This is a genomic window from Mesorhizobium sp. M0802, assembly GCF_040320115.1.
Lineage (GTDB): Bacteria > Pseudomonadota > Alphaproteobacteria > Rhizobiales > Rhizobiaceae > Mesorhizobium.
On sequence record NZ_JAMYOY010000005.1, the window covers coordinates 106,876 to 122,350 of the forward strand.

10 protein-coding genes are annotated in these 15,475 nt (G+C 63.6%); 7 read left to right on the forward strand and 3 right to left on the reverse strand.

Annotated elements, in window-relative coordinates:
- Positions 1–45: 45 nt before the first annotated feature.
- The gene (locus NKI10_RS10280) at positions 46–825 is read right to left on the reverse strand and encodes an SDR family oxidoreductase (RefSeq protein ID WP_352859778.1); all 780 of its coding nucleotides are present in this window, start codon (positions 823–825) and stop codon (positions 46–48) included.
- 120 nt (positions 826–945) lie between these two features.
- Here NKI10_RS10280 and NKI10_RS10285 point away from each other — a divergent pair, with 120 nt between their 5' ends.
- Positions 946–1,761 carry a UDP-2,3-diacylglucosamine diphosphatase gene (locus NKI10_RS10285; protein ID WP_352859780.1) on the forward strand — a complete coding sequence of 272 codons (816 nt, stop codon included), beginning with the start codon at positions 946–948 and terminating at the stop codon, positions 1,759–1,761.
- 104 nt (positions 1,762–1,865) lie between these two features.
- A complete protein-coding gene (locus NKI10_RS10290) occupies positions 1,866–3,080 on the forward strand; it encodes an MFS transporter (RefSeq protein WP_023694172.1) in 1,215 nt (404 codons plus the stop codon).
- Here the strand turns inward: NKI10_RS10290 and dgcA are convergent.
- Positions 3,051–4,034 carry an N-acetyl-D-Glu racemase DgcA gene (gene dgcA / locus NKI10_RS10295; RefSeq protein WP_352859782.1) on the reverse strand — a complete coding sequence of 328 codons (984 nt, stop codon included), beginning with the start codon at positions 4,032–4,034 and terminating at the stop codon, positions 3,051–3,053. The two genes, NKI10_RS10290 and dgcA, sit on opposite strands and share 30 nt — an antisense overlap.
- 77 nt (positions 4,035–4,111) lie before the next feature.
- Between dgcA and NKI10_RS10300 the strand changes: the two genes are divergently transcribed.
- From NKI10_RS10300 to NKI10_RS10315, 4 genes are read left to right on the forward strand one after another with little or no spacing between them, the layout of a single operon-like run.
- Positions 4,112–5,299 carry an MlaE family ABC transporter permease gene (locus NKI10_RS10300; protein ID WP_023708615.1) on the forward strand — a complete coding sequence of 396 codons (1,188 nt, stop codon included), beginning with the start codon at positions 4,112–4,114 and terminating at the stop codon, positions 5,297–5,299.
- Position 5,300: 1 nt separating this feature from the next.
- Positions 5,301–6,119 carry an ABC transporter ATP-binding protein gene (locus NKI10_RS10305; RefSeq protein WP_502897538.1) on the forward strand — a complete coding sequence of 273 codons (819 nt, stop codon included), beginning with the start codon at positions 5,301–5,303 and terminating at the stop codon, positions 6,117–6,119.
- 14 nt (positions 6,120–6,133) lie between these two features.
- Entirely contained in the window at positions 6,134–7,507 is a 1,374-nt protein-coding gene (locus NKI10_RS10310) for an MlaD family protein (RefSeq protein ID WP_352859784.1), read from the forward strand.
- A gap of 37 nt (positions 7,508–7,544) precedes the next feature.
- Positions 7,545–8,186 carry an ABC-type transport auxiliary lipoprotein family protein gene (locus NKI10_RS10315; protein WP_502897539.1) on the forward strand — a complete coding sequence of 214 codons (642 nt, stop codon included), beginning with the start codon at positions 7,545–7,547 and terminating at the stop codon, positions 8,184–8,186.
- A gap of 316 nt (positions 8,187–8,502) precedes the next feature.
- Here the strand turns inward: NKI10_RS10315 and NKI10_RS10320 are convergent, their stop codons facing one another.
- Entirely contained in the window at positions 8,503–14,712 is a 6,210-nt protein-coding gene (locus NKI10_RS10320) for a kinesin (protein WP_352859787.1), read from the reverse strand.
- 313 nt (positions 14,713–15,025) lie between these two features.
- On the opposite strand from NKI10_RS10320, the gene NKI10_RS10325 reads away from it, so the two are divergent.
- Complete coding sequence (locus tag NKI10_RS10325; RefSeq protein ID WP_023688665.1) at positions 15,026–15,364, forward strand: Hpt domain-containing protein; 339 nt, start codon at positions 15,026–15,028, stop codon at positions 15,362–15,364.
- Positions 15,365–15,475 lie beyond the last annotated feature (111 nt).

Sequence of the window (15,475 nt, forward strand, 5' to 3'; positions counted from 1 at the left end):
TTCAAACGGTTGCGCGGAAATCCTGCTAACGATGCACTGAGCCCTTCAGAACGCGCTGACATAGAGGCCGCCATCGACCGGGATGTTCTGGCCGGTGAGATAACCGGCATGGACCGAGCACAGAAAGGCGCAGATCTGGCCGAACTCTTCCGGCGTGCCGAGTCGCTTGGCCGGAACGTCGGCGCTGATGCGGGTCTTGCGCGCTGCGGCCGCTGCCGGGTCTTCCATCGTGCCGGCCTCATGCGGGCCGCGCAGCCGGTCGGTGTCGAGCTTGCCCGGCAGCAGACTGTTGATGGTGACGTTGCGGTCGATCACCGTGCGCGCCACGCCGGCCAGGAACGAGGTCAGGCCGGCGCGCGCGCCGGACGACAGATCGAGGCCGGGAATCGGGACGTAGACCGACAGCGAGGTGATGTTGACGATGCGGCCGAAGCCGCGGTTGGCCATGCCGTCGATGACGGCCTGCACCAGTTCGATCGGCGTCACCATGTTCTGCGTCACGCCTTCGAGGATCTTTGCGCGGTCGAGTTCGCGGAGATCGCGCAAGGGCGGGCCGCCATTGTTGTTGACCAGGATATCCGGGTCGGGGCAGGCGGCCAGGATTGCCTTCTGCACCTCGGGTTTCGAGACGTCGCCGACGATCTCGGTCACCTTCACGCCGTAGCGTTCGCGCAGTTCGGCTGCGGTTTTTGCCAGCAGCTCGGCATTGCGGCCGTTGACAACGAGATCGCAGCCGGCCTCGGCCAGCGCCATGGCGCAGCCGCGGCCCAGCCCTTTGCTCGATGCGCAGACGATGGCTTTCTTGCCCTTGATGCCGAGATCCATGACGATTTTCTCCTGTGAATGGCGCGGCACGCTAGCCCTTTGGCTGGCCCAATCGCAACCGTCATACGGTTGTTGCATGAATCGGGGCATAGCCTGCGCGAAAGCAACGGTGACGATCTGATGTCCGGTACAGAAACCCGCACTTTCCGCAGCATGTTCATATCCGACCTGCATCTCGGATCGAAGGCGGCCAAAGCCGAGTTCCTGATCGATTTCCTGCGGTATCACGACGCCGATATCATCTATCTCGTCGGTGATATCGTCGACGGCTGGCGGCTGCGGCGCAGCTGGCATTGGCCGCAGAGCCACAATGACGTCGTCCAGAAACTGCTGCGCAAGGCGCGCAAGGGCACCTCGATCACCTATATCGCCGGTAATCACGACGAATTCGCGCGTCAGTTCCAAGGCGTGCATTTCGGCGGCATCGTCGTTGCCGACCGCGCCATCCACGAAACCGCTGATGGCAGGCGCCTGCTGGTCATCCACGGCGACCAGTTCGATACCGTCGTCCACAATGCACGCTGGCTGGCCTACCTCGGCGACTACGCCTATGACGCCGCGATGGTGGTCAACCGCGTGGTGACGAGGCTCCGCCATATGCTCGGCCTTCCCTACTGGTCGTTCTCGTCCTGGGCCAAGGTCAAAGTCAAGAAGGCGGTCAACTTCATCGGCTCGTTTCAGACGGTGCTGACCGAGGAGGCCCGCCGCTCGCATGTCGACGGCGTCATCTGCGGCCACATCCATCACGCCGCGATCGAGACTTATGAGAATGTGCAGTACATCAACACCGGCGACTGGGTGGAGAGCTGCACGGCGGTGGTCGAACATTTCGACGGCAAGATGGAGATCATCCACTGGGCGCTGGTGCTGCCCGAAGCACCGGACGAGCCGTTCATCCCGCTGCTCATCGAAGACAGGGTCGTCGAAGCGGCATAACCCTCCTGTTAATCGACTGGTCCAGGCAGTTTCGGACCGCTTTCGCGCATGTTAAGGGATCGATCTGCGTTGCAGCCCTTTGTGCAGCGTAATTGGATCGATTCATGTCGCTGCCGCCGCTCTCGCCCGAACAACTCGTCAAGCCGCGCCATTTCGAACTGCGCATGAGTCTGATCTTCGCGACATTATTCGTGTCGCTGGGAACGCATGTGCCTTATTTCCCGCTGTGGCTGCATGCCCAGGGTTTCCACGCCGAGCAGATCGCCATCATCCTGGCGGCGCCGATGTTCCTGCGCGTGGTGACAACACCCCTGCTGACGGCGCTGGCCGACCGGGCGAAGGACAGGGCGGATGTCTATATTGCGCTGGTGGCCGCGACGATGGTGCTTTCCGCCGGCTATTTCCTCAACCCGACCTACGCCATGGTGCTTGCCGTATCGCTGGCGCTGACGGTGGTGTGGACGCCGCATTCGCCGATCGCCGATTCGCTCGCGCTGTCGGGTGTGCGCCGCTTTGGCTCGAACTACACCGCGATGCGCAAATGGGGCTCGATATCCTATCTCTGCGCCAATGTCGCAGGCGGCTTTATCCTCGCCTGGACGAGCCCGCAGGCCGTGCCGGTAATCATCTTTGCGGCATTGTCTGCCGCGCTCGTCGCCGGATTGCTGGCGCCGCGGCTTGGCCGCCCGCGCCGGGCTTCGCCGCTATCTGCCGCCGACATCCAGCATCAGGCGCCGAGCCTTCTCAATCCGTATTTCCTGTATTTCACCCTCGGCGTCGGCATCATCACCGCCAGCCATGCCTTCCTCTACGGCTTTGTCTCAATCTACTGGAAATCGGTCGGCATCAGCGATTCCGTCGTTGGCCTGCTGTGGGCCTGGGGCGTGGTGGCCGAGGTCTGCATGTTCGTGTTTTTCAACCGTATTTTTGCCTCCGTCTCAGTCGTCAAGGTGATGCTGATCGCCGGCGTCGGCTCCATCGTGCGCTGGATCGCCTTTCCGTTGATCTGGCCACTCGGGCTTGGCGTTGCCGGTTTCTTCGGCGTCCAGACCCTGCATTCGGTGTCGGTGGCGATGGTGTTGATCGGCCTGCAGAAGATGATCGGCGAAACGGTTTCGGAAGAACGCACGGGTGCGGCGCAAGGCATTGCCTATTTCTTCAACGGCTTCTTCATGGCGGCGGTGACGCTGGCGTCCGGCCCGCTTTATGAGCGCTACGGCGTCGACGGCTTCCTGGCGATGATCCCGATCGCCATCATCGGCCTGGCACTGATCGGGCTAGCCGCGCGTTCAGCCCCACAGCATCCTGTCAGGCGGTAACACCAGCGACCCCTGGTACACGAGGCCGGGCTGGCGGTCGCGGGCAAGCAGCAGCGGACCGTCGAGGTCGACGAAGTCGGCGCCTTGCGCCAAAAGCACTGCCGGCGCCATCGCCAGCGACGTGCCGACCATGCAGCCGACCATCACGCCGAATCCCAGCTCCCGGGCGCGGTCGCGAAGGGTAAGGGCGGCGGTCAGGCCGCCGGATTTGTCGAGCTTGATGTTGACGGCGTCATAGAGGCCGACAAGCGCTTTGAGGTCCTTCGCCTCGTGGAGGCTTTCGTCTGCGCAGATCGGCACCGGATGCGCGATGTGGCGCAGGATGGCATCATGGCCAGCGGGAAGCGGCTGTTCGATCAGGGCTATCCCATGTTCGGCGGCGAAAGCGAGATTCTCGATGATGTTGGCATCGGTCCAGCCTTCATTGGCGTCGAGGATGATGCGGCTGTCGGGCGCCGCTTCGGTCACGGCGCGGATGCGGGCCAAGTCGTTGTCGCCGCCGATCTTGACCTTGAGCAGCGGCCGTCCGGCATTGGCGCGGGCTTGCGCCGCCATTGTCTCCGGCTCGCCCAGCGACAGCGTGTAGGCCGTCTCCAGCGCCGACAAGGGCACAGCGTGGATGGCGTCCGCGACCGCAACGCCGCTGATCTTCGCCTCCAGGTCCCACAAGGCGCAATCGATGGCGTTGCGGGCAGCACCCGCCGGCATCGCATCGAGCAGGTCCTTGCGGCTGATGCCGCCTTCCATCTGCCGGCGCATGGCCTTGATGGCGTCGCGAACCCCCTCCATGGTCTCGCCATAGCGCTTGTAGGGGACGCATTCGCCCCATCCGCGATTGTCCCCATCGCTGATCGTGCAGGTAATGACTTCGGCTTCGGTCTTCGACCCGCGCGAGATGGTGAAGGTGCCGGCAATGGGAAAACGCTCGGCCTCAACCGAAATGACACGCGCCATAATTTTCTGCTCCGGCTATGCGACAACGCGTCGTCGGCAAATCGACAGGTACGACCCGTCAGGCTAAACAGGACGCCATGTTGACCATCGGCAAACGCGACGCAAGCGGCAACGCCGCCAAGGAGGCCGACCACCAGCCCCGCGTTGCGGTCGGCGAGGAGGGCGGCGTCCTCGGCTGCGCTTTCTCCGGCATCTGGACTACGACGACAGTGGCGCTCATCGACGCCGAGATGCGCAAGATCGAGCAGCGCAAAGGCTTCCAGACGCTCGCTTTGGATCTTTCCCACATCGAGAAGATGGACACCGCCGGAGCCTGGCTGATCGATCGCCTGGTCAGTGTCTTCGAAAAGAAGGGTGTCGAGATCAAGATGCAGGGGCAAAGCGATGTCGCCTCGATCCTGCTCGGCGCCGTTGGCGAAGCTGTCCGGCGCGAGCCCGAATCGCGCGGCGTCCGGCGCCCCAACATCATCCTCCGCGGGCTGGAGGCGGTCGGCCGCCGCATCTATGAGATGCGCGACGATTTCCTCGCCTCGATGAACATCCTCGGCGCCACCATCGGCGGCGCCCAGATGAAGCTCGGGCGCGGCCATGCCATCAATCCGGCGGCGATCTTCAACCAGATCGATCGCATGGGTGTCGGCGCCATCCCCGTGGTGGTGCTGATGTCGGCGATCGTCGGCGCCATCGTCGCCCAGCAGGGCGCCTACCAGCTCAACTATTTCGGCGCCAACATTTTCGTTGTCGATCTGGTCGGCGTGCTGATCCTGCGCGAGCTCGGCGTGCTGATGACCGCCATCATGATCGCCGGCCGTTCCGGCAGCGCCATCACCGCCGAGATCGGCTCGATGAAGATGCGCGAGGAGGTCGACGCGCTGAAGGTCATCGGCCTCAACCCGATCGGCGTGCTGGTGTTTCCGCGCCTGGTGGCGCTGGTGATCGCGCTGCCCTGTCTCACCATCGTCGCCAATTTTGCCGCTCTTGGCGGCGGCATCCTAGCCGCCTGGCTTTATTCCGGTATTGCGCCGACGGCCTTCATCGACCGGCTGCGCGGGGCAATCGATATCAGCACCATCTTCGCCGGGCTGATCAAGGCGCCGTTCATGGCCATGATCATCGGTACCATTGCTTCCGTAGAAGGCATGAAGGTCGGCGGCAGCGCCGAATCGCTGGGTCTGCACGTCACCGCCTCGGTTGTGAAATCGATCTTCGTTGTCATCATCCTCGATGGCCTTTTTGCCATCTTCTACGCATCGATCGAGTTCTGACATGATGCGCAGAAACTCAAAGGCGACCAAGGCTGTGCAGGGAATGGAAGAAGACGATATCGTGCTGTCGGTGCGCGATATTACCGTTGCCCTGGACGACAAGCTGATCCTCGACAAACTGGCGCTCGACATCAAGCGCGGCGAAATCCTCGGTTTCGTCGGCGCCTCGGGCGCCGGCAAATCGGTGCTGCTGCGCACGATTCTCGGCCTGCTGCACAAGCAGTCCGGCACGATCAAGCTGTTTGGTCTCGACCTCGAAAAGGCCAGCGACATCGAGCGGTTGCGCATCGACATGCGCCTTGGCGTGCTTTTCCAGCACGGCGCCCTGTTTTCGGCGTTGACCGTGCAGGAAAACGTGCAGGTGCCGATGCGCGAATATCTCGATCTGCCGAAGAAACTGATGGACGAGCTGGCCTTGCTCAAGATCGAACTGGTCGGCCTGCCGCCGGACGCCGCGCAAAAATTTCCCTCGGAGCTTTCGGGCGGCATGATCAAGCGCGCCGCCCTGGCGCGGGCGCTGGCGCTCGACCCCGACATCGTCTTCCTCGACGAGCCGACGTCCGGCCTCGACCCGATCAGCGCGTCCGAATTCGACGAATTGGTGGTGAAGTTGCGCGATACGATGGATCTGACGGTCTATATGGTGACGCACGATCTCGACACGCTGTTTGCCGCTTGCGACCGCGTGGCGGTGCTCGGCAACAAGAAAATCCTGGTCGAAGGCACGATCGACGACATGCTGAAAAGCGAAGAACCGTGGGTCAAATCCTATTTCCGCGGAAAACGCGCTCGGCAACTTGATCTTGCCGCGCGCGCATAGACATAAGTGGGGCAATGGAAACCAGAGCCAACTACGTAATTGTCGGCATTTTCACCCTGGCTGCGATCCTGGCGGCGTTCGGGTTCGTCTATTGGACCGCCCAGATCGGTGATCGCGGCGAGACGGCGGAGCTGCGCGTGCGCATTCAGGGTTCGGCCTCCGGCCTCGGCCCCGGCAGTCTGGTGCTGTTCAACGGCGTCAAGGTCGGGGTGGTCAAGCGCGTCTATTTCGACCGCAATGACCCGAATGCCGCCATTGCTACGACCGAGATCGACCAGACAACGCCGCTCACCAAATCGACGCAGGCCGATATCGGCATCGCCAGCCTTGCCGGCCAGGTCAACATCGAATTGAAGGGCGCCGATCCCAAGGAACCGAACCTGCTGGATGAGGCGGCAAAGGAAGGCAGGACGGCCGAGATCATCGCCAATCCGTCAGCGGTCACCAACCTGCTGCAGACGGCGCAGAACATCTTCACCCGCGCCGACAAGGTGCTTTCCGACCTAGAAGGGTTCACCAGGGATGTGCGCGGGCCGCTGACCCAGACCGTCAAGAACGCCCAGACATTTTCCGATGCGCTGGCCAGGAATGCCGACGGCATCGACAAGTTCCTGACCGCCGTCAGCGCGCTGTCGGATGAGCTGAAGGGTGTTTCCGGCAAGCTCGACGGCACGCTGAAGGCTGCCGAAGGCCTGCTCAATGCCGTCGACAAGGACAAGATCAAGAGCATCGTCGCCAATGTGGACGCCGTCACCGCCAATCTGAAGGAGACCAGCGGACAGCTCGACGGAGTGATCAAGAACGTCGATACCGCGGTCGGCTCGGTCAACGATTTCGCCACGCGCACGCAAGGCACGCTGGCAAAGGTCGACAATGTGCTCGACGGCATCGATCCGGCGCAGGTGCGCGTGGCGCTCGCCAACATTCAGAAGGCCAGCGAAAATGCCAACAAGGCCGCCGCCGACATCGCCAAGGTGACCGACAAGTTCGCCGACCGGGCCGACGACATCGACGAGACGATCAAGGACGCCAAACAGCTTGCGTCGCGCCTCAACGATGCCTCGGTGCGCGTCGACGGCATCCTGAAAAGGGTCGATACGCTGCTCGGTTCGGGCCAAGCCGACGGCGTCATGGCCGATGCCAGGGACACGCTGAAGTCGTTCAAGCAGGTCGCCGACACGCTGAACGCCCGGCTTGGCACGATCACCGACAATATTGCGCGCTTCTCGGGCCAGGGCCTGTCGAATGTCGAGGCGCTGGTCCAGGACAGCCGGCGTTCGATCAGCCGCATCGAAGAGGCGGTGACCGATCTCAGCCGCAACCCGCAGCGCATCCTGTCGGGCGGCGACGGCGAGGTCCGGCAGTTCGATGGCAGGGCACGGCGTTGACTTCCGTGCCCGCCCGCAGCAATTACATGGACCGGGGATGCGGATTCATCATACGATCCGGGGACAGTGGGGATCACGCGTGACGTTCGGGTTGGGTGGGTATAGATCGGCAGTCGTTTTGCTTGGCCTGACGCTGGCTGGTTGCGCGGCATTGGGAGGCAAGCCGGCGCCACTCGATACGTTCGAGCTGTCCGCCCCGTCGATCGACGCCCATGGCCACAGCCGCCGCCAGATCCTGATCGCCCAGCCCTCCGCGCTCAAGGCGCTGGACAGCCAGAACATCGTCATCAAGCCGTCAGATCGCTCGATCCAGTATCTCAAGGGCGCGCAATGGGCCGACCGGCTGCCGCTGATCGTGCAGGCGAGGCTCGCCGAAACCTTCCAGCGCTCCGGAAGCTTTGCCGGCGTCGGCAAGCCGGGCGAGGGGCTGGCGATAGACTTCCAGGTGATCGTCGAGATCCGCTCCTTCGAAGTCCGCGTCAATGGTGGCGAGCATGCCGAGGTCAATCTCTTCGTGCGCATCCTGAACGACCGCAACGGCGAGGTGCGCGCCTCGAAGAGCTTCACCGCATCCGCTCCCGTCTCCGGCGGCGGCAATCCGGCCTATGTCAACGCGCTCGACAGCGCCTTCGGCGAGGCGGCGAAGGATATCGTGGGCTGGACGGATTCGGTTATCTGAGCCGGTCGAGGCTTCGAACGATCGTTCGTCGCGTTAAGCCAGCACTCGACCAAATATCGCAGGTCCGCGCTGACCCTCATTGCGCTGCCGGGCATTTCTCCCCGTATAGTGACGGGAGAAAGAACGCCATCGCCAATGATTTCGCCAATTGTCACCGTCGCAGTATGGGCGGCGAGGCTGATGCCATCTCCCTTCACCCCGTCGCTATACGGGAGAAGGTGCCGGCAGGCGGATGAGGGGCAGCGCAGACCGACGATTTTGCACAAAGAAAAGGCGGGAACTTCCCGCCTTTTCTGTGTCTGTGGTGTCGCCTCAATCAGTGCAAACGGCCGCTCGCATGGGCCAGCATGGTGTAGACCTTGCCGGTGTCCGACGTCAGGTAGGTCTGCGCCATGATGTTGTCGCGGTCGTTGCGCGAGACGTCCTTGAGCAGCTTCTCGAAATCGTCGCAGTAGCGGTCGACGGCGGCGCGGAACTCCGCCTCGGCCTGATATTTGCGGCGGATTTCGTCAAAGGTCTGCTGGCCCTTGAGCGTGTAGAGGCGGCGCGTGAACACGTCACGCTCGCCGCGCCGGTAGCGGTTCCACAGCTCGATCGAGGCGTCGTGGTCGATCGCCCGGGCAATATCGACCGAGAGCGAGTTGAGCGACTCCATGACATGCAGCGGCGAGCGCTGGGCGGGAGTTGCGCGCGGTGCTTCCGCGGGCGCTGCCGGCCTGGCGACTTCCTCCTCGCGCGATGCCCCGGTCAGGAGATCGCGTACCCAGCCGCCTTGCGGCGTGCGGGCGTTGGCGTCGCGCTGGCGCGGTGCTTCGGCAGGGCGTTCGATATCGAGCGTGCCACGCAGGCCGCCGAGCGGCGCCTGCGGAGCAGGGCGCTCCGGCTGTGGCGCCGGCGGCGGGCGGCGTACCGGCTCGGCCGGGCGCTGCACTGGCGCCTGCGGCGCCGGGCGCAGGGCGCGCGGTTCGGCATTGTCGCCGCCGCGTCCCGATTTCGCAACGATATCCGAAAGTTCCTTGAGCGCGTTGATCTGCTCGGCAACGGCACGGCGGATCGCCGAGGTCGATTCCTTGGCCTCTTCCGGCATCTCGATGACGCCCTTCTTGAGCTCGGCGCGGGTGAGGTCGAGCTCGCTCTTGATCGAGCTTGCGGTGCGCCGCATCTCCTCGGTCGCGTCGGCGAACCGGCTGGTTGCCGAATCGACCACTTCCGTTATGGCGATGCGGATCTTGTCTGCTGATGCCAGCGTCTTGCCTTCGGCATTCTGCATCGTCTGGCCGACAAGGTTTTCGAACGAACGCATGACCTTCTCGAGGTCTTCCGACTTCTTGACCAGGCCGACGGCTAGGTCTTCGAGCGACGACTGCCGCTCAAGCGTGTGTTCGAGATTGCTCTGCGCCGAGCTCAACAGATCCGAAGCCGAGGACAGCAAGCGGCTGTGCTCGTCGAACTTGGTGGCGATCGAGGCCACTTCGCGCAGGGTCGACGACGACAATTCGGTAAGCCGCGTGGTGTTCGAATCGACCAGGCGTGCCGAGCTGGCGAAGGTCTGCGCGGCCTTTTCGGTGGTCGCCGCGAAGCTTTGCGTGCTGCCGCTCAGACGTTCGTCGACCTGGCCGAGGTTGATCGCCGCCTGTTCGATCAGCTCACCAAGCTGCGAACTGGAGACGCTCATGCGGCCGATGAGGTCGGCGACGCTATCGGCGAGCGACGAGCGCGCGCCTTCGACGGCCGACAGCGTTTCGGCGGTGCGGCTGGCGAGCGCGTTGACGAGGGCGGCATTTTCGCTGCGCAACTTCTCGGTCGCGCGTTCGGTGACCTCTTCCATGCTCTTTTGCAGTTCCGAGCCGCCCTGGGCGAAGCGCTCGACCAGCGGCCGCGCGGTTTCGTCCAGGATCTTCGCCATCTCGGCCGAACGCGCCGCCAGCATCGTGTTGAGCTCGCGGGTATTGGTGCCGATGGTCTTGGCAGCGTCGTTGGTGCTCTGGCCGATGTGCTGACCGACCGCGGTAAAAGTCTCCGCAATCGTGTTGGCGCGCGAGATCAGCTGAGCTTCTGCGCTGGAAACCTGCTCGTTGAGCTTCTGACCCATCGTCTCCGTCGTATAAAGAAGGCGGTTCTCGACGTTGGCGACCTGTTCCTCGACGCGCGAAGCTGCGGACGCAACGCTCGCGGCCAGCCGCTCATCGGCGCCGGCAAGAGCCTGCTCCATCTCGCGGGCGTGGACGGCAAGTTCCTGGCCGGTCTGGCGTGCGCGTTCGGCAACACGCTGCTCGGTGCTGGCGAAGGCGCCGACGATGTTGTCGGCATGCTCGCCGATGGTCGACGTGGAATCGGCGATGCGCGACACCAGGCGGTGATCGGCCTCGTCGAAGATGCGGCTGATCTCGGTGGCGCGTGCCGACAGCGCGTCCGAACCCTCGGCAATGCGCGAGATCAGCTGCTGGTCGGCGGCGTCGAAGATGCGGCCGAGGTCGGAGGCGCGGGCGGCCAGCGCTTCGGCGGATTCGCCGATGCGCATGCTCAGCCGCTGGTCGGCGCCCTCGAAGTTACGCAGGATGTCGCCGGCGCGGTCGGCCAGCGACTGCGCCGTCTCGACCGCGCGGGCGACCAGCTTCTGGTCGGCGGCGTCGAACGTGCCGGCGATCTCGCCGGCGCGGGCAGCCAGCCGTCCGGCCGTTTCTTCGGCGCGGGCGAGCAGCGAGTTCGACGTCTCGTCATGCCGGGCAAGCAGCACGCTCGTTGTGTCTTCGGCGCGAGCAAGCAAGGCATTCGTCGTATCCTCGGCGCGAGCAAGCAGGGCGCTCGATGTGTCCTCGGCACGTGCGTGCAGACGGCGATCCGCGTCCTCGAAGGTGCGGGCGATGTCCTCGGCCCGGGCCAAAAGGGCGGCCGAGGTCTGCTCGGCACGCTCGGCGATCTTGCGGTCGGCGTCACTGAAGGCAGCACCGGCCTGTTCGTGCAGCGCGCTGGTGACTTCCATCACCTTCTCGCGCAGCGCGCCGGCAACGAAGACGGCGCTCTTTTCAAGCACGCTGCGGACATTGTCGACACCCACCGACAACGCGCGCTCCATGGTTCCGGCGCGCTCTTCGATGATGCCGGTCTGCTTGCTGAAGGCCTGCTCGATTTTCTCGACATCGGCAGCGATTGCCGCCGAGATATCGGTGCTTCTGCCGGCAATCTGGTCGATATGGCCCGACAGAGAGCGGTCGACGTCCTTACGTATGTCGGCGAGCTTTGCCAGATCGTCTTCCAGCGCCCGGGTCAACATGTTGCGGCCTTCGGCCAGCTTGCCGACATGGCCGGCGATGATGTCGTCAACCTCACCGCGGCTTGCCGACAGCTTCTGCAGGTCGGCTTCCAGCGCACGTTTCAGGATGTCTCGCCCCTCGGCCAGCTTCTCGACCTGGCCTGCGACCAGTCCGTCGATGCTCGACCGGCTCTCGGCCAGCTTGGCGAGGTCGTCCTCGAGAGCCTTCGACAGCGTCGCGCGATCCCGGACGAGCTTGTCGCTGTGACCCTCGATCAGGCTGTTGACATTTTCCAAATCCGCTTCCAGCACCCGTGCGAACTCGCCACGGTTTTCGCTCAGCTTCTGCGACTGGTCGGCAATGGCGCTCCTGATCGCATTGAGATCGGCTTCGAGCGCCCGTGTGAGGATGTCCCGGCCCTCGGCAAGCTTCTCGACCTGCCCGGCGACCAGCCCATCGATGTTGGAGCGGCTCTCCGCCAGCTTGGCGATGTCGTCTTCCAATGCCTTTGAGAGCGCCGAACGGTCCTGGACGAGCCTGTTTTGATGATCGGCCATGATGCCGCTGACATTGTGCAAATCGTCCTGAAGCGCCTGGGATAGCGTCGAACGATCCTGGACAAGCCGGCTCGAGTGGTCGGTGATCAGGCTGTTAACACTCTGAAGGTCCTCCTTAAGCGCCTGGGATAGCGTCGAACGATCCTGGACAAGCCGGTTCGAGTGGTCGGCGATCAGGCTGTTCACATTCTGCAGGTCGGCCTCCAGTGCCCTGGAAAGCTGACCGCGCTCTTCCGCCACCTTGTCGGAATGACCCGCGATGGCACCCTTGATGGTGTTGAGGTCGGCTTCGAGCGCGCGCTTGAGGATATCGCGGCCCTCGGCCAGCTTCTCGACCTGGCCGGCGACCAGCCCGTCGATGCTCGACCGGCTCTCGGCGAGCTTGGCGAGGTCGGCCTCGAGCGTCTGTGACAACAGGCCACGATCGTCGGCAAGCCGGCTCGAATGGTCGGAGAGCAGGCCTCTGATGCCGGACAGGTCGTTCTCCAGCGCCTTGCTGAGTTCGGTGCGATCCTCGGCCAGTTTCGCCGAGTGGTTCTCGATCACGCCCTTGATGCCGATAATGTCGTTTTCGAGCGCCTTGGTCAGGATGGCGCGGCCTTCGGCGATCTTTTCAACCTGGCCGGCGACCAGCCCGTCAATCGAGGCGCGGCTGTCGGCGAGCTTGCCGAGATCGGCTTCCAGGGCGCGCGACAGAATGTTGCGGCCTTCGGCCAGCTTACCGACATGCCCGGCGACCATTTCGTCAATGATCGTACGGGCTTGCACAAGTTTTCCGGAGTCTTCATGCAAAGCCTGGTTGAGCCGGTTGCGGCCTTCTTCAAGCCGCTCGAGATGGCTGCCCAGCGACGCGTCGATGGCGGCGCGCGACTCGTTGACCTTGCGCAGATCCTCTTCCAGGGCGCGCGAGATCAGGTTGCGGCCTTCGGCCAGCTTCTGCACCTGGTTGGTTACGGCCGCATCGATGCCGGCGCGGCCCTCGGCGAACTTCGCCAGGTCCGCCTGCATGGCAGCCGCCATGCGTTCGCGGCTTTCGGACAGCTTGCGGCTGTGGTTTTCGACGGCGTCCTCGATGCCGACACGGGCATCGGCAAGACGCTGGATGTCGGTGTCGAAGGAGCGCGACACGACATGGCGGGCGGCTTCCATCCGGCCGGCGAAATCGCTGGCGCGGGCTTCGAGCATCGACGAGGTCGACGAGACGATGTCGGCCATGTCGGCGCCGATCTGGGTCTTGCCCTGATCGATCATCGCCGACAAATGATCCTTGCTCTCGGCAAAGGTGTGGGCGATCTCGCGGGCGCGCTCGACCAGCGTTTCGTTGATCTGGCGGGCGCGCGCCTCGAGCGCGGCGTTGAGCTTCTGCGTGCCGGTATCGAGTGCTTCGGCGCGGGTCTGGAATTCGCTGATCAGCGCCTGGCCGCGCTCGGCCAGCGTCCGCTCGATGCCGTTCAGGCTGGACTCGAATTCCGAACTCAGGGTGCGGGCGGCGCCGCCGAGCAGCGACACCATACCGGTGGTGCGGTCGTCGAGCAGGTCGGTCAGCGACCGGGTTAGGCCGTCTGTGGTGTCCGTCAGCTTGGCGATGCGGGTGTCGAGCAGCGAAGCAAAGGCTTCGCCCGATGTCGACAGCCTGTCGGTGATCGAATCCAGCCGGGTTTCGACCGAATCGAAGATCGACATCGAGCTTTCATTGATGCGGTCGATCAGCGTGTCGCCGGAATTGGTGATCGTCATCGACAGCTTGGTCGACGCGTTGAGGATAGAGTCGCGAATAATGTCGGAGGCGGCGCCGATCTCGTCCTTCAGCGTTTCATGCGCGCCGGTGATCGAGGCGCGCACGCGCTCGGCATGAGTGACGACGGCTTCGCGCTCGCTGCCCAGCCCGTCGACCAGCGACCGGATGCGCGATTCATTCTCCGAATAGGAGCGTTCGATCTGGTTGACCTCGCTGTGGACCAGCGTTTCGAGTTCGACGGCGCGCGCCAGTGTGCGCTCGATGCCTTCGCCCATCGCCGCCACTTCACGGCGAACGGCCTGGCCGATCATCATCACGCGATCCTGGGCGAGGTTTTCCGGCTCCGCCAAGCGGAAAGCCACCTCCGTCATCGACTGCGCGGCAATGCGCATTTCCTGCGCGCGGCGGATCATCGCCGCGAAGGCCCAAAACAGGACGACCGGTATGATTGCCGCGATCGCCAGGCCGATCAGTTCAGGGCGGGCCAGGATTTGATCGAACGTACGAATTTTCCAGATGCTGGGGCCAAACAGCAGATTGGCGAGGCCGCCGGCGCCGGCGATCCAGGCCAGCGACACGAACGCCACGACCCAATAGATCGTGCTCGACGCGCGCCGGTTGAGGCTGTGCAGCAGCGTCTTGTAATCTTTTTGGCGGTCATCGTTTGCCGGCTTGAAGCCGGCTGGCTGAGCGCTGTTGCGCGATTCGACCGGGCGCAGCTCGGCGGGCTTGGCTGCCGGCTTCGCACTCTGGTTTTGTTGGACGGGCGCGTTTTGAGCGGGGGCGGGCTTCTGGGGGCGGCCTTCGCGCGCCAGTTCGTCCGCGGCCTGCGATATCTGCGCTTCCAGATCTTCCATCGACGCCGCGATATCGAGATCGCCGCTGCCGTCTCCGCTGAGATCGAGGTCTAGTGCCTTTTCGAGTTCCCTGGCTACGTCGCTGTCGAGAGTTCTGGTCGTCGTTGGTTTCTTCGCCATGCCTTCGCTACCCTGTACTAGCTGCCGAGGGACTTCTTATTTTTGCCTGATTCTGGCTCGTCTTATCCCACGCAGGAGGCTGAAAATGGACCTTCGTATCGTAATGACACACAGGGGTAAAGAAAACATGCATTCCGCGAGATACGTAAAACTTTAAATATAAGGTTAACGACAACGTGATCTAACCGCCTCAACGGCAACAATTTTCCAGCCCATTCATTAACGCGTTGGCGACGGAAATCGCCTAGTTTTTTCGGCGATCGGCACAAGGAGTTTCAAATTGGTACGCGGTGAAAGCGGCATTGCCTTCTCAATGCCGGGCGGCGATGCGTCGGGACCGGCCCGTTCGCGCCCAGTGGATCTGGCCCATCTGGCCCGTCAGACTATGGGCGATCGCGCCCTCGAACAGGAGGTATTGGCGCTGTTCGTACAGCAGGCGCTTTCCGTCCGCGACAGAATAGTCGATGCCGATGTCAGGGAGCGACTGCTTCTGGCGCATGGGCTGAAAGGTTCGGCGCGCGGGGTCGGCGCCTTTGCCATCGCCGACTGCGCCACCTCGATCGAACAGCAGCCGGAAGATGCGCGCATCCTCAAGCGCCTCGGCACCCTGATCGAGGAAGTGCGCGATTTCATCGCCGCCATCAGCCGGTAATGGCTGCCGCTCGGCAGCGGCCACCGGGATGAATCGACGGGGCCAGGGCGTGCTTTGGCCAGCTTTCCGAAAAAACGTCACAAAGCGGCGCTTTCGCGCCGCAGTTGACTT

Excerpts from the sequence above, each read along its gene's own strand:
- NKI10_RS10310 (WP_352859784.1), top strand. The coding sequence starts at position 6,134 with ATGGAAACCAGAGCCAACTACGTAATTGTCGGCATTTTCACCCTGGCT.
- NKI10_RS10285 (WP_352859780.1), top strand. The coding sequence starts at position 946 with ATGTCCGGTACAGAAACCCGCACTTTCCGCAGCATGTTCATATCCGAC.
- NKI10_RS10315 (WP_502897539.1), top strand. The coding sequence starts at position 7,545 with ATGCGGATTCATCATACGATCCGGGGACAGTGGGGATCACGCGTGACG.
- NKI10_RS10325 (WP_023688665.1), top strand. The coding sequence starts at position 15,026 with ATGCCGGGCGGCGATGCGTCGGGACCGGCCCGTTCGCGCCCAGTGGAT.
- NKI10_RS10290 (WP_023694172.1), top strand. The coding sequence starts at position 1,866 with ATGTCGCTGCCGCCGCTCTCGCCCGAACAACTCGTCAAGCCGCGCCAT.
- dgcA (WP_352859782.1), bottom strand. The coding sequence starts at position 4,034 with ATGGCGCGTGTCATTTCGGTTGAGGCCGAGCGTTTTCCCATTGCCGGC.
- NKI10_RS10320 (WP_352859787.1), bottom strand. The coding sequence starts at position 14,712 with ATGGCGAAGAAACCAACGACGACCAGAACTCTCGACAGCGACGTAGCC.
- NKI10_RS10300 (WP_023708615.1), top strand. The coding sequence starts at position 4,112 with ATGTTGACCATCGGCAAACGCGACGCAAGCGGCAACGCCGCCAAGGAG.
- NKI10_RS10280 (WP_352859778.1), bottom strand. The coding sequence starts at position 825 with ATGGATCTCGGCATCAAGGGCAAGAAAGCCATCGTCTGCGCATCGAGC.
- NKI10_RS10305 (WP_502897538.1), top strand. The coding sequence starts at position 5,301 with ATGATGCGCAGAAACTCAAAGGCGACCAAGGCTGTGCAGGGAATGGAA.